The organism is Pseudoalteromonas sp. SR41-1, from assembly GCF_014164015.1.
GTDB lineage: Bacteria > Pseudomonadota > Gammaproteobacteria > Enterobacterales > Alteromonadaceae > Pseudoalteromonas > Pseudoalteromonas distincta.
Genome location: NZ_JACJEK010000008.1, coordinates 58,042 through 72,102, shown reverse-complemented (window position 1 = coordinate 72,102; position 14,061 = coordinate 58,042). Strand labels below are relative to the sequence as shown.

Annotated in this window: 14 protein-coding genes and 2 tRNA genes; 9 read left to right on the top strand and 7 right to left on the bottom strand. The window is 37.8% G+C overall.

Going from position 1 to position 14,061, the window contains the following annotated elements; translation table 11 throughout:
- Positions 1–291: 291 nt before the first annotated feature.
- Positions 292–1,818: a fumarate hydratase gene (locus H5118_RS08745; RefSeq protein WP_182748523.1), complete on the bottom strand. Its 1,527-nt coding sequence runs from the start codon at positions 1,816–1,818 to the stop codon at positions 292–294.
- 155 nt (positions 1,819–1,973) lie between these two features.
- Here H5118_RS08745 and pabB point away from each other — a divergent pair, with 155 nt between their 5' ends.
- From pabB to H5118_RS08730, 3 genes are all read left to right on the top strand, one after another.
- A complete protein-coding gene (pabB, locus tag H5118_RS08740; protein WP_182748521.1) occupies positions 1,974–3,332 on the top strand; it encodes an aminodeoxychorismate synthase component I in 1,359 nt (452 codons plus the stop codon).
- A 6-nt stretch (positions 3,333–3,338) separates the two neighbouring features.
- On the top strand, positions 3,339–3,914 hold the full coding sequence (locus tag H5118_RS08735) for a CoA pyrophosphatase (RefSeq protein ID WP_033021652.1): 576 nt from the start codon (positions 3,339–3,341) through the stop codon (positions 3,912–3,914).
- A 103-nt stretch (positions 3,915–4,017) separates the two neighbouring features.
- Positions 4,018–5,394, top strand: coding sequence for an L-serine ammonia-lyase (locus tag H5118_RS08730; protein ID WP_182696431.1), 1,377 nt, complete (start codon positions 4,018–4,020; stop codon positions 5,392–5,394).
- Between the two features lie 76 nt (positions 5,395–5,470).
- On the opposite strand, the gene cysB is transcribed toward H5118_RS08730, so the two are convergent.
- The gene (gene cysB, locus H5118_RS08725; RefSeq protein WP_002961670.1) at positions 5,471–6,448 is read right to left on the bottom strand and encodes an HTH-type transcriptional regulator CysB; all 978 of its coding nucleotides are present in this window, start codon (positions 6,446–6,448) and stop codon (positions 5,471–5,473) included.
- Between the two features lie 324 nt (positions 6,449–6,772).
- Here cysB and H5118_RS08720 point away from each other — a divergent pair, with 324 nt between their 5' ends.
- A complete protein-coding gene (locus H5118_RS08720; RefSeq protein ID WP_182748519.1) occupies positions 6,773–7,531 on the top strand; it encodes a hypothetical protein in 759 nt (252 codons plus the stop codon).
- 73 nt (positions 7,532–7,604) lie between these two features.
- Here H5118_RS08720 and H5118_RS08715 read toward each other — a convergent pair whose 3' ends face one another.
- A complete protein-coding gene (locus H5118_RS08715) occupies positions 7,605–8,897 on the bottom strand; it encodes an NCS2 family permease (RefSeq protein WP_002961426.1) in 1,293 nt (430 codons plus the stop codon).
- 118 nt (positions 8,898–9,015) lie between these two features.
- On the opposite strand from H5118_RS08715, the gene H5118_RS08710 reads away from it, so the two are divergent.
- The 3 genes from H5118_RS08710 (at position 9,016) to H5118_RS08700 (ending at position 10,731) form a co-directional block, all read left to right on the top strand.
- Positions 9,016–9,480 carry a tetratricopeptide repeat protein gene (locus tag H5118_RS08710; protein WP_182693823.1) on the top strand — a complete coding sequence of 155 codons (465 nt, stop codon included), beginning with the start codon at positions 9,016–9,018 and terminating at the stop codon, positions 9,478–9,480.
- A 298-nt stretch (positions 9,481–9,778) separates the two neighbouring features.
- Complete coding sequence (locus H5118_RS08705) at positions 9,779–10,213, top strand: SulA-like leucine-rich domain-containing protein (protein ID WP_002961428.1); 435 nt, start codon at positions 9,779–9,781, stop codon at positions 10,211–10,213.
- 38 nt (positions 10,214–10,251) lie between these two features.
- Complete coding sequence (locus tag H5118_RS08700) at positions 10,252–10,731, top strand: YchJ family protein (RefSeq protein WP_024595938.1); 480 nt, start codon at positions 10,252–10,254, stop codon at positions 10,729–10,731.
- Positions 10,732–10,805: 74 nt separating this feature from the next.
- On the opposite strand, the gene H5118_RS08695 is transcribed toward H5118_RS08700, so the two are convergent.
- From H5118_RS08695 to H5118_RS08685, 3 genes are all read right to left on the bottom strand, one after another.
- The gene (locus H5118_RS08695) at positions 10,806–11,723 is read right to left on the bottom strand and encodes a diguanylate cyclase (RefSeq protein ID WP_138489334.1); all 918 of its coding nucleotides are present in this window, start codon (positions 11,721–11,723) and stop codon (positions 10,806–10,808) included.
- 193 nt (positions 11,724–11,916) lie between these two features.
- On the bottom strand, positions 11,917–12,219 hold the full coding sequence (locus tag H5118_RS08690) for a DUF6172 family protein (RefSeq protein ID WP_002961433.1): 303 nt from the start codon (positions 12,217–12,219) through the stop codon (positions 11,917–11,919).
- A 179-nt stretch (positions 12,220–12,398) separates the two neighbouring features.
- Positions 12,399–12,926 (bottom strand): VC2046/SO_2500 family protein, encoded by a 528-nt coding sequence (locus H5118_RS08685; RefSeq protein WP_033021584.1) that lies wholly within the window; start codon positions 12,924–12,926, stop codon positions 12,399–12,401.
- Between the two features lie 112 nt (positions 12,927–13,038).
- Here H5118_RS08685 and H5118_RS08680 point away from each other — a divergent pair.
- A tRNA-Tyr gene (locus tag H5118_RS08680) sits at positions 13,039–13,123 on the top strand.
- Between the two features lie 49 nt (positions 13,124–13,172).
- Positions 13,173–13,257: transfer RNA gene (locus H5118_RS08675), tRNA-Tyr, on the top strand.
- A gap of 72 nt (positions 13,258–13,329) precedes the next feature.
- Here the strand turns inward: H5118_RS08675 and H5118_RS08670 are convergent.
- The gene (locus H5118_RS08670) at positions 13,330–14,028 is read right to left on the bottom strand and encodes a M48 family metallopeptidase (RefSeq protein ID WP_182694637.1); all 699 of its coding nucleotides are present in this window, start codon (positions 14,026–14,028) and stop codon (positions 13,330–13,332) included.
- Positions 14,029–14,061 lie beyond the last annotated feature (33 nt).

Below are 14,061 nucleotides of genomic sequence, written 5' to 3'. Positions count from 1 at the left end.
TAATTAAAACTTTTATATAGATAAAAAATTTACAAAACCGTCATTTTTAAGTTTTAAATACTATAAATATAAGAACCACACCGACTTACGTTTACGTGAACGTAATACAATTGTTGCATGTAAAGTTTAATATACAAGTGCTACCTGGCCGCTACGTACCGCTGCCTATAGGTTTCCAGTAAAAAGTAAGCTTTTTCGCAAACTGGTCAGAGCTGTAAACTTGCTAATAACTCTATTTAAAAAACAAAAAAGCGAGCACTAGGCTCGCTTTTTAAAAATACAAAACGTACGTTATTTTAGCTTGCTATCAAGCTCTTCAATTTTAGCTTTCCAGATAGCAGGGCCTTGTGTATGCGCATTGGCGCCTACACTGTCTACTGCAACAGTCACTGGCATATCTTCTACTTCAAATTCGTAAATAGCTTCCATACCTAAATCTTCAAAAGCTACAACACGCGCTTTTTTAATCGCTTTAGATACTAAGTAAGCTGCGCCGCCTACAGCCATCAAATAAACAGATTTATGCTCTTTAATAGACTCAACCGTTGCAGGGCCACGTTCAGCTTTGCCAATCATGCCTACAATGCCTGTTTTTTCTAGCATCATATCGGTAAATTTATCCATGCGAGTGGCTGTTGTAGGGCCAGCAGGACCTACTGCTTCATCGCGTACCGCATCCACAGGGCCCACGTAATAAATAAATTTATTATCAAAGTCTACGCCCTCAGGTAAACCTTCACCTGAGTTGATCATATCTTGCAAACGTTTATGCGCTGCATCACGACCTGTTAAAATAGTGCCCGAAAGTAAAACGGTTTCACCCATTTTCCATTCTTGAACATCTTTTTTAGTCAGTGTATTTAAATCAACACGACGTGTGCCTTCGCCCACTTCAAATGTTACTTGTGGCCAATCTTCTAGTTTAGGTGCTTTTAAATTAGCAGGGCCAGAACCGTCAAGCGTAAAATGTACATGGCGAGTTGCCGCACAATTTGGGATCATTACTACAGGTTTTGAAGCTGCATGCGTTGGTGCTGTTTTAATTTTAACATCAACAACCGTTGTTAAACCGCCTAAACCTTGTGCACCAATACCTAATTTATTAGCACGGTCAAAAATTTCTAAACGCAGTTTTTCTTCAGTTGTTTCTGCGCCGCGTTCTATTAACTCGTGAATATCAACCGGATCCATTAACGACTCTTTAGCCATTACTGCTGCTTTTTCAGCCGTACCACCAATACCTATACCTAGCATGCCTGGCGGACACCAACCAGCACCCATTGTTGGTAGTGTTTTTTCTACCCATGCAGCAACATCATCTGACGGGTTTAACATAACCATTTTACTTTTGTTTTCAGAGCCGCCGCCTTTAGCCGCAACCATTACTTCTACTTTTCCACCCGCTACTAAATCAATATGCACAACCGAAGGCGTATTATCTTTAGTATTTTTACGCGTACCAGCAGGGTCTGCAACAATAGATGCACGTAAAGGGTTATCTGGATTCAAATATGCACGACGAGTACCTTCATCAACCATTTGTTGAACGGTTAAATCTGTTTTATCCCACTTAACATCCATACCTACTTTAACAAAACAGGTAATAATACCGGTGTCTTGGCAAAGTGGACGCTTGCCTTCAGCCGACATGCGTGAGTTAATTAAAATTTGTGCAATGGCGTCTTTAGCCGCTTTACTTTGTTCTTTGTTGTACGCTTTTTCGAGTGCTTGAACAAAATCAAGTGGGTGATAGAACGAAATATATTGCAATGCATCTTCAATGCTATCAATAAAGTCTTGCTGACAAATTGTACTCATAGTGGTTCCTTAAGTTACCGTTACGCGTTGTCGCGTAATCTAAATCAAACCGGTGACGGTGGTTTGCACTGTTTTTTGCAGCTTAGTGCTGCCAAAAAATTTGACTTATGATACCCTCCCAGCCCGTTTCGAGCCAGTTCTTAAAGGGGCAGTAAATGCTAAACAATAAAAAAAATTGTATTAAATTAGGCATAACACAAAACTGCATTGACGTTTTTGCGCATTTTTCACATTTGCCTTATGCAATTCTATTAGATTCTGCAAATAGTAATCATATAAACAGCCGTTTTGATATTGTTGCTATTGAGCCGCAAAGTACCCTTGAAGTAAAAAATAATAAAAGCTTTTTAAATAATATAGAAAGTAGTGATAACTGCTTTGAAATTATGAATAATGAGCTTTCGCATCTTGCTAAAACAAAAGCCGATTACGATTTACCCTTTAACGGCGGCTGGCTTGGCTACTTTGGCTACGACTTAGGGCGTACAATTGAAAACATCCCCACTCGTGCTATTGAAGATATTAATCTTCCCCAAATGGCTATTGGCCTTTACTTAGATGCCCTTATTTACGACAAGCAGCAACAAAGCTGGTTTTATGTATCGCAGCCAAACACCGATCGATTAGCGCTTTATGAGCAATACTTAAATACACACGCTAACTCCCAAGTTAATACGCAGTCCTTTGCCCTAAACAGCGACTGGCAATCAAATATGAGCGAAACGCAATACGCTGCAAAGTTTGCCCAAATTGAGGAGTATCTAAAAAGTGGCGATTGTTACCAAATTAATTTAGCGCAGCGCTTTAACGCTCAGTTTGAAGGCTCCCCTTGGGCGGCTTATATTAAATTGCGTGAGGCAAATAAAGCGCCATTTTCGAGCTTTATAAATCACCCTCAAGGGGCAATTTTATCAATTTCCCCTGAGCGCTTTATATCTGTAAATAATAACGTTGTAGAAACCAAACCTATTAAAGGCACTCTGCCGCGAAAAGCGGATGCGCTGGAGGATCAACGCCAAGCCCAAATACTCGCAGCATCAGCTAAAGATCGCGCTGAAAACGTAATGATTGTTGATTTACTGCGTAACGACTTAGGCAAAGTGGCAAAACCTGGCAGCGTCCACGTCCCTTCCCTTTTTGCTATTGAAAGCTTTCCGGCAGTGCATCATTTAGTAAGCACGGTAACCTCAGAACTTGATGAAGGCAAAACAGCGGTCGATCAGTTAAAAGCGGCTTTTCCGGGTGGCTCAATCACCGGTGCGCCCAAAATTAGAGCGATGGAAATAATTGAAGAACTAGAACCACATCGCCGCAGCATTTATTGTGGTTCAATTGGTTATTTAAGTGCATGTGGAAATATGGATACGAGTATCACTATTCGTACCTTGGTGTGCCACAAAGCGCAAATTTACTGCTGGGCAGGCGGCGGAATAGTAGCTGATTCTAAAGTCGAATTGGAATATCAAGAAACTTACGATAAAGTAAATAAAATCCTCCCTTTATTAAAACAGTAGGTCGCTTTGAATAGTGAACACATTATGGCGCGGTTTCTGTTAAGCCCTACAGCTGCGCCAAACCAGTTAAAAGACACGCGTAAAAAACGTGCTAGCGCTGTTATGCTGCCAATTATTGATATAGATAATCATGCACATATCTTACTGTGTAAACGCCCTACTTATTTACACCATCACCCTGGGGAGATTTGTTTGCCCGGAGGTAAGTTTGAAGTAAGCGACATTACCCTTCGCGCCACAGCCCTTCGCGAACTAAAAGAAGAGCTAAATATTGCCCAAAACAACGTTAATGTATTAGGTCACTTACCTGAGTATTCAACATTAACGGGTTTTAGTATTAGCCCCTATGTGGGTTTACTTAATAAAGGCACCACCTGGGAAAATGACTATAATGAAGTACAAGCGAGCTTTTTACTCTCGGTCACTGAGTTAAATAACGAAGCTAATTGGCAACCCTTACCTTTTCAACGATTTGGGAAAACGGTTATTTTGCAAGGTTTTAAAACGCCACATGGTTTACTTTGGGGTGCGACTGCAAGCATTATAAAAAACTTTACAAAACAACTCGCCTTACCAGTTTAAATCTTCGTTATTAGTAGTTACACAATCACAATTCCACGTTATCATGCTCGACCGTTCAAAGAGCAGCTTCGTGCTGATAAAACAAAGTAGAGACACACACATTATGATCAGTGCATTTGATATGTTTAGCATTGGTATTGGCCCTTCGTCATCACACACCGTTGGCCCAATGCGCGCATCACGCTTATTTGTTAATGACCTACAAGAACAACAATTATTAGCAAATGTGACCGATATTAAAGTAGAGCTTTATGGCTCTTTGGGTCAAACAGGTGTTGGCCATGGCTCGGGTAAAGCCGTAATTCTTGGTTTAGCCGGTTATGACCCTGAAACTATAGATGCCGATTTAGTCGACGACATTTTAGCGACCATCGAACAAGATCAGGTTATTTATCTAAACAAAACACACAAAGCTAAGTTTCCAAAACAAGGCGCTATTGTTTTTCATCGTCGCAAAACGCTGCCTAAGCACTCTAATGCAATGGAAATTATCGCCTCAAACAACGGCGAAAAAGTTTACAGCAAAGTATATTACTCTATTGGCGGTGGCTTTATTGTTACTGATGAAGAGTTTGAAAACGAAAAACAAGCAGCCCTTGATATTAGAGAAGAAAACCCAGCTCCTTTTCCTTTCAGTAGCGCAAAAGAGCTACTAGAGATGTGTAAAGAGTCAGGGCTTAGTGTTTCAAGCTTAATGATGAAGAACGAAAAAACACTACGCACTGAAGATGAAATAAAAGACACGCTGTTTCATATCTGGAAAGTAATGATGGCCTGTATTGACCGTGGTATGCGTACCGAAGGTATCCTACCTGGCGGCTTAAAAGTAAAGCGCCGAGCGCCTAGCTTATACTTAAAACTAAATATAGAGGTCAGTAACGACCCACTTCGTGCAATGGACTGGGTTGATTTATTTGCCCTTGCCGTAAACGAAGAAAATGCGGCAGGTGGCCGTGTAGTTACCGCACCAACTAATGGTGCTGCGGGTATTTTACCGGCTGTGCTTATGTACTATCACACATTTGTGAAAGAAGTAGACCGCGATATAGCCACACGTTATTTATTAACGGCTGCTGCTATTGGTATTTTATATAAAAAGAATGCCTCTATATCGGGTGCTGAAGTAGGTTGCCAAGGTGAAGTTGGCGTTGCGTGCTCTATGGCTGCAGGCGCATTAACAGAAATTGTTGGTGGCAATGTTGTGCAAGTAGAGAACGCAGCAGAAATTGGTATGGAACATAATTTAGGCCTCACGTGCGACCCTGTTGGTGGCTTAGTACAAGTACCGTGTATTGAACGTAATGCAATGGGCGCGATTAAAGCAATTAATGCCTCACGTTTAGCTATTCGTGGTAGTGGCGAGCAAAAGGTATCACTTGATAAAGTGATTAAAACCATGCTTGAAACCGGCAACGATATGAAAACCAAATACAAAGAAACCGCTCGCGGTGGATTAGCAGTTAATATTATCGAATGTTAATCAGCTCGCTATAAAGAGAAAAAGCTGCCTATTTTAAAATAGGCAGCTTTTTTATTGTTCGTTCAATGCAATCACCTTATTTAACGGGTAACTCTATATCTGCAAATAACTTATCTACGTCATCTTGGTTACGTAACAAGCTTGCTCGCTCTACGCGCTCTTTAGTTAAGTGCGGTGCAAAACGTTCAATAAAATCATACATGTAAGTACGTAAAAAGCTGCCCTTTCTAAAACCAATTTTGGTCGTGCTTGCTTCAAATAAGTGGCTTGCATCAATACACACTAAATCGGTATCGCTCACTTGATCTATCGCCATTGAAGCGACAACACCAACTCCTAAACCCAGTCGTACGTATGTTTTTATAACATCAGCATCGGTTGCAGTAAATACAATGTGTGGCTCAAGTCCGTGTGCGCTAAATGCTTTATCTAACTCTGAGCGGCCCGTAAAACCAAATACATATGTAATGAGTGGATATTGGGCAATGTCAGCAACAGTTAAACTATTTGCCTTTTTAGCGAGCGGATGGTCTTTAGCAACAACAATACTGCGATTCCAATGATAACAAGGCAACATAACTAAATCTGAATACAAATGCAGTGCTTCTGTTGCAATAGCAAAGTCGGCATCACCGCGTGCTGCAGCATCCGATATTTGCTGTGGAGTACCTTGGTGCATATGAAGCGATACCGCAGGGTATTTTTTCATAAACCCTTGAATAACGTTAGGCAAAGCATAACGGGCTTGGGTATGTGTTGTGGCAATATTTAACTTACCTTGATCAGGTAACGTATGCTCATTAGCAACGGCTTTAATACCTTCTACTTTGGAGAGTATTTCACGAGAAATATTAATTATATCTTCGCCAGCACCGGTTACATGCGTTAAATGTTTACCACTGCGACCAAAAATTTGTACACCCAACTCATCTTCTAACATGCGTACTTGTTTAGAAATTCCTGGCTGCGAGGTAAATAAACTCTCAGCAGTCGCTGAAACATTTAATTTATGATTTTGTACTTCTACGATGTATCTGAGTTGTTGTAATTTCATGGCTGCAAATTTTAACGTTATTATTCATATTATTTATAAAGGCAATACCGCTTAAAACCAAGTGTTATTTACGTAAAATATCACTTTAGGTCTTTAGGTGTGCAATTATCTGATTAGAGCTCAAGGCTAGCATAATAAATATGCTTGAGGTAGCGATGTTTATTCAGCTTTAGTTTATAAGCCCTTAGGGTGACTACGGTTTATAAAGAGCTCAACCTATCAATTTTTTGGTGTATTTTTTAAGTTAATCGGCGCAAAGCTACCCTGTTAACGTATATTTAATGTAAGATTAAATAATTAGGTTATATGTCCGAGAATTACACCATGATCGTTTCTATTATAATAGTGCTTATAGTTGCATTGATTGTGATTGCACTTTGGGTAAGTGCTGTACAACAACACAAAGAAAAACAAGAAGCGGAACGCCGCAAAGAGCTAACAAAACAAAAAGCTATAATAGAAGAAACAGAAGAAGCACTAATGAATAGTGCCAATATACCTCTTTCTGAAAATATAATCCGTGTATTGCAACGCCGTATTTACGAAGCATTAAATACAATGGTTAATAACTCGCAAACATCTAAAGCACTTAAAAGCCGCTTAAGTGAAGCGAAAACGCACTTATCTAATCCCGTTCAAGATAATAGCAGTGAAGCTTTAACGCTACCGAGTAATGACAAGCAACTTGTAGGCTTAATTCAGGGCATTAAAAAATTACGCTCAATTTTACGCTCTGAACACAGTAAAGGTCGTATTGACAGCCAAGTTTTTGTTTTAGAAGATAAACGTCTTGAAAAACTACAACTGCGTATTAATATTGAAAGCCAAATAAAACGTGGCTTATCTGCCCGCTCAGCAAGTATGGTTGGCTCTGCAAGACAGTATTTTGAAAAAGCACAGGCAACGCTCAATGCAGTTACATACACCGATGAATATGTAACAACAAAACGCCAAGAAGTTGAAGGTTACTTAGAAGCAATTAGTGTTGAACTAAGAGCTTCTAATGCAAGCGCACTTAAAAAGAAAACAGAAGAAGAGCAAGACGACTTAGATATATTGTTTGCTCCTAAAAAGAAATGGTAATTCTTTTATAAAAGCATTAAAAAAGCCTGCACAAATTAAATTTATGCAGGCTTTTTTGTCTATTTGTTAGTCATTAAGACAAAAATGCAAACTTGAAAACAAACAAGGCTGTCAATATCCAAACACTAATACTGATTTGATCTTGCTTACCACACAAAACTTTAACCGCCGTATAAGATATAAAACCAAGTGCAATACCGTGCGCAATCGAAAACGTTAATGGTGTCATTAGTAATACTACAGTAACAGGAATTGCATCGGTCATATCATCCCAATTTACAAACTTTAAATTTTGTAGCATCAGTACAGCGACATATAAAATAGCACCTGCCGTAGCATAAGCCGGTACCATTTGTGCAAGCGGTGCAAAAAACATCATTAGTAAAAAGCAAATACCTACAACTACAGCCGTTAAGCCAGTACGTCCGCCAACAGATACACCAGCAACCGATTCTATATACGATGTAGTCGTAGACGTGCCTAGCATCGCACCTGCAATTGTTGCTGAGCTGTCAGCACTTAGTGCGCGTCCTAAACGAGGCATGTTACCTTTTTCATCAGCTAAACCAGCTTTTTGAGTGACTGCAACTAATGTACCCGAAGTATCAAAAAGATCGACAAACAAGAATGCAAAAATAACACTCATCATTGATATATCAAAAGCGGCGGCAAAATCTAATTGCATAAAAGTAGGCATTATTGATGGTGGCATAGCCATAACACCGTGATATTCAACTAGCCCTAAACTTAGTGCAATGCCTGTCACTAATAAAATACTAATAAGTACACCGCTTTTAAAATCGCGGTATAAAAGCGCTGCAATTACAAAAAAGCTTAATATAGCTAATAATGGGCCTGGGGAAGTAATGTCGCCCAATTGCACTAGTGTTGCTGGGCTTGAGACAATAATACCTGCATTTTTAAGGGCAATTAAGGCTAAAAAAGCACCTATACCTGTTGCGATAGCTCGCTTGAGCACCAGAGGTATGGCATTAATAATCCATTCTCTGACTTTAAATAAGCTTAAAAATAAAAATATACAACCCGACATAAAAACAGCCCCTAATGCGGCTTGCCAGGTATAACCCATTCCTAATACGACGCCATACGTAAAAAAGGCATTTAGTCCCATGCCAGGCGCTAATGCTAATGGATAATTAGCCCACAAACCCATTATAAAACAGCCTATCGCAGCTGCTATACAGGTAGCTACAAATGCAGCCCCTTGGTCCATCCCTGCCTCAGCAAGCATAGCCGGGTTTACAAATACAATGTATACCATAGTGATAAAGGTCGTTAGGCCAGCAACGCATTCGCGTTTAACCGTTGAGTTATTTTCGCTGAGTTTAAATAAGGCTTCAAACATAATAAACTTGTGATAGTAAAAAGTGACGAGATTTTAACATAAAAATTATCTTTTACAGGACATTTTACCTTGCTATATACTAAACTGTTAAAGTAGTTAAAATAATAAATGAACCAATATGCTTAAAACAACACCTTGTGAGCAAGACTTAGAGCAACAGCTAGACAACATTTTAGGTTTTGTTACTCAACCAGAAAGCAGCCCCGCGCCCATTGATAATAAAAAAGATGAGCAAAGTACTATTAATAAAGCCCTATATTATTTAAAAAATAATCAAGCTCCATTGGCTGCAAAATGGATGCGCCTTGCTGCAATGGCAGGAAACCATAGAGCACAGTTTTATTTAGGTTTATTTTTTGTAAAAGGTGAAGGCGTGCCACAAAGTGTATTTCATGCTGTAGCTTGGTTGAGCTTAGCGAGTAGCCAAGGATACGCACCTGCCACTGCAGCGGTTACAGATATACGCAAACATATCGAAACTAAGCGATTTAAAGATGCTCAATGTTATGCAGCAAGTTTGTACGAACAAATTCACCAACTCCAGTTTTCTCATATGATCCCTCGCACGAGTGAAGACACATAAACCAACTAAGTTATAAGTACTGTATACAGTGTTGAAAAATACTGTATATAGTTACAAAGATACTCCTACTCAGTATAAAACCCACAAATTAAAACATTACTCAAAAATTTATTTTTGAAATACTTTCTCAAAAACAAACCTATAACAAGTTGATTAATAAAGAATTATAGATTTAAAAATAAAAAACAATGATCAAAGGCTGAATAACTGTACAAATAAATAGCATAAAATGCTTGCACGAAAGCACTGTATAAACTACTGTATATGAATACTGTATAAAAACCCAGTGAGTGAAATTATGTTACAGCCTATTACCGTAAGAACAGTTAAAAGTTACCAACAAGACGAGCAAAGCGATTGCGTAAATTTGATCCAAATTGAAGATGAAATTTCAGCGACCTTTGAGCTTTTAAAAGTATTACACCAATACAATAGCTCTAATGCATGGACGTTACTAATTGCGCCAGATCATGTACCTAGCAAAGCTTTACTTGACTCATGCTCTATTGATACAAGCAAATTACTTGTTATTAGACAGAAGCACCTAGTAAATTTAGAGTATGTATTAAATTCTGCGTTACATAATGGAAACTTTGCAGCGGTAATTACCTGGACCGATATAGTTAATAACCAACTACTTACAAATCTATCGTTCGATTTAAGTAAAACGAATACAAAACTATACTGTTTTACTAAAAACGCTCAAACAACAGAGATACCACTCGCTCAATAAGCTTGTTAAACTAATGTTTTAGATTCTGTATTATTATTATGACTTCACTCAATACCACATTATGTTTTTGCAGCAGTGGGCACAATTATGCCGATTGCTGCGAGCCGCTTCACTTATCTGTAAAGCAAGCTGACACTCCTGAACAACTTATGCGCTCACGATTCAGCGCTTATGTTATTAAAAATGCAAAATATGTTTATCAAACCTACGCAAAAGAAAAACAAGCTGAGAATCCGGTTAAAGAAATCAATGATTTTGCTAACAGCTGTCGATTTATAAATCTTGATTTAATTGACTCAAGCCATGATGGCGATACTGGAACTGTAGAATTTAAAGCCCAATATTTTTATCAAAACTTATTTTGTGAGCTTCATGAAAAATCGCAGTTTATTAAAGAAAACACTCAATGGCGTTATTTAGATGGCACTATATATCCTGTTGAAGATATTAAAGTAGGCAGAAATGATAACTGCCCATGCGGTAGCAATAAAAAGTACAAAAAATGTCATAGCATGTAATAAATAATCTTATTTAATATTTATCACCTAAAAGGTGTTTTTAAGTGGCAGAGTGATTTATTAGCTAACTAAACTTAAAAACACACTTTGTTACGCCCTTGCATTTTAGACTCATACATTTTTTCATCTGCGATCTGCAACGTGTTTTTGTTATTTACGTATGGTTGTAGGGTTGCACCGCCAATACTAATAGTCACAAAATCATATTCTGAATATTTGTGTAATATTCCTAAATCGGCCACATTCTGTTTAATTTTATCAGCAACACAAATTGCACCTTCAGTGCTTGTATGCGGTAGAACAACTACAAACTCTTCGCCGCCATAACGCGCAACAAAATCGGTTGGCCTTTGCAAACTATTAGTAATAGTTTGTGCTACTAGGTTTAACACCGTATCCCCCTGCACATGACCATAGATATCATTGTATTGCTTAAAATAATCTATATCGATGAGTAATAATGCATAGTCAACTTTTTCTCGTAAGGCGCTTCGTTCCATTTTAGAAAAATGTGCATCAAAATAACGGCGATTGAATACTTTAGTTAAATCATCTAAAAATACTTTTTGATTGAGTAAGTCGTGTTGTAATTTTAACGTTATATGGGCACGAACCCTTCTAAATAGTGTTTCTTTTACAATCGGCTTTTTAATAAAATCAACAGCTCCGGCTTCCCAACACTCTTCTTCTTCGTTTTCAAAGGATGTAACAAAAATAACTGGGATATCCTGTGTTTCAGTATTATTTTTTAATTTTAAACATGTATCAATACCACTCATTCCACCCATACTAATATCGAGTAGGACTATATCGGGTACATTTACATTACAAATTTCAATTGCTTCTTCACCACTTCCAGCTGTTGTCACATTAAAATGCTCAGATAATATTTTTTTTAATACGATTAAGCTTAATAACTGATCGTCAACTATAAGTACTTTAGAATTCTTTAAACTTAGTTTTAATTGATGGTCAGAGTAATTTATTGGCATAGTAAAAATGTTTTGTTTTTTTAATTAAAAACAGCCTATAGCATCACATTTTGTTATGCAAATGTTAATTAAGAGGGATTCTACTTATTGGTTATTAATAAAAATGCTTTTTAGTAAATCTTTATTGCATAAAAACAAAAAATGAGCCACTTGGGCTCATTTTATAACTTTGAATACTTAATTTAGTTAAGTATTATTCGTCATCATCTAAATCTAATTGCTGACGTTGAGCAGGTCGAGCTAAAATCTCTACATAGAAAGAGGTCAAACCTTGCTTTTCAATTTCGCCAATTTGGTTACTTAATTCAGCAACGTGCACAACTTGCGCATCTTCAGCTGTGTTACCAAACTTACAGTCAAATGCCCAATAGTCAGCATCTTCAGGTAGCGTTTTATTACGCTCTCTTTTCAAATATTTTTTCACTTCGTGCTTTGCAGCATCAACCATACGAGGGTATTTGATTTTCTCGTGATTTAGCGTGAATGTTTTCTTCATTACGTTCCTAATTACCTTGGTTTAATGATAATGGCATTTCATGTCATACCATTTGACGCCATTATAGCAATTGCATTTAATTTTTGGATGCTTTTTTTTCATTAAATCAATTATTAGCAAATATATAAAGCAGACCCGTTATAAAGCATATATTAACTGATGATTATTACAATCATATATCACACCGCAATAAGCTGAAGTGGTTGATGTATTGCATCACTATTAAGGCTGTCGTAAAAAGCAGCTGCATTTATAGGGGGATTCGCTAGTTGTGTTTGTTCGCTTTTAATTCTTCTTCTGACAGCAAGCTCACAGTTATCTATTATATTAAGTGGAATATGCTTATCATCATTTCTAATCGCAAGTGGTTCAGGGCTTAAGCACTGTCTTAGCTTAATACTTGTCATACCGCAGCGCTCCCCTTCTTGAGATATTAATGATGCATTAAACTGTCCAACCAACATATTGTATTCATCAGGGGCTAAAAGTTGCTTTGGACCTGCGCCAAATTGCTTTCTTAATGCCTCTTCTTCTATAACTAAATTATCTATTTCAGTTTTTGGTAAATGAAATTGGCTAAAGTCGAGTGCGTCATGTGACAGCATCGCTAATAATAGAGAAAATTCGCCACGGCGATTTTCATGCACACTATTATTGAGCCTACTGTTTAACTGACTCTCTGTGATTAACAAATCATCTATTTGCATAGTCTTTAGTCGATTGTGGTAACTGATAGATATTTATCGGCTTTATTTCAATTTTCTTTAGCTTTTTTCTTTACTTAAATACGCAATTTGCTATTATCAGCGCCGTTGCATTGGAGGGGTTCCCGAGCGGCCAAAGGGATCAGACTGTAAATCTGACGGCTCAGCCTTCGCTGGTTCGAATCCAGCTCCCTCCACCACTTTTCTTACCGCTAAGTTAAGTGGGGCCAAATGTAACAAAAATAGTGTGGAGGGGTTCCCGAGCGGCCAAAGGGATCAGACTGTAAATCTGACGGCTCAGCCTTCGCTGGTTCGAATCCAGCTCCCTCCACCACTTCTTTTTTTATTCCTTTATTCCTATATTCCTATCTTCCTATATTCCTATATTCCATTATTCAGGTTAACTTCAAAATACCCATTGTAAACTCATGCTGTTTTTCTTTAGCCATGTTGATGATGCTTTATAATTAGGAAAAAAACGCTCAACGTGTTGCCAAAAAGCTTTACTGTGGTTTAAGTGACGTAAATGCGCTAACTCGTGGACAATCACATAATCAATAGCATGATAAGGCGCTCCAATTAAATGCAAATTAAATGTTAGCTCTCGCTTACTGTTACAACTTCCCCATTTTCGCTTATAAATAGCTACTTTTAGACTCGTAGGTAACTCTTCACCCATTTGTGCGCAGAAGTACGCTAAACGCATTTCTATATATGCAGTTAGTTGCTCTTTTAAATATTCTTCAAGAAGTTGCTGATATTTTTGCGAAGTATTTTTAACGCGCGAAGAGTGCGTAATAAGCAAGCTGTCGTTACTGTTTATTACTTCGGACTTAGTACCTTGCTTAAATTCTATGTTTTCAATGCTATCAAAGATTAAAATTTGTTTGTCTTTGAGCGGGTTCTGTCTGTTATCAGCAATATTGTGCTGTTTAGTTAATTGAGCATTTACCCACACCTGCTTATCAAAAAGCCATTCTTGAATGTGTTTATTACTAACAAACTGAGGGGCATATACAGTCACCTTCTTGTTATGTACTTTAATGGCAACCGTTTTACGTTTTATACTTTTCTTTAACTGATATTCAAACACTTTCATACTCATTAATGATATTGCTACGAGAAAATTCACCAGCAA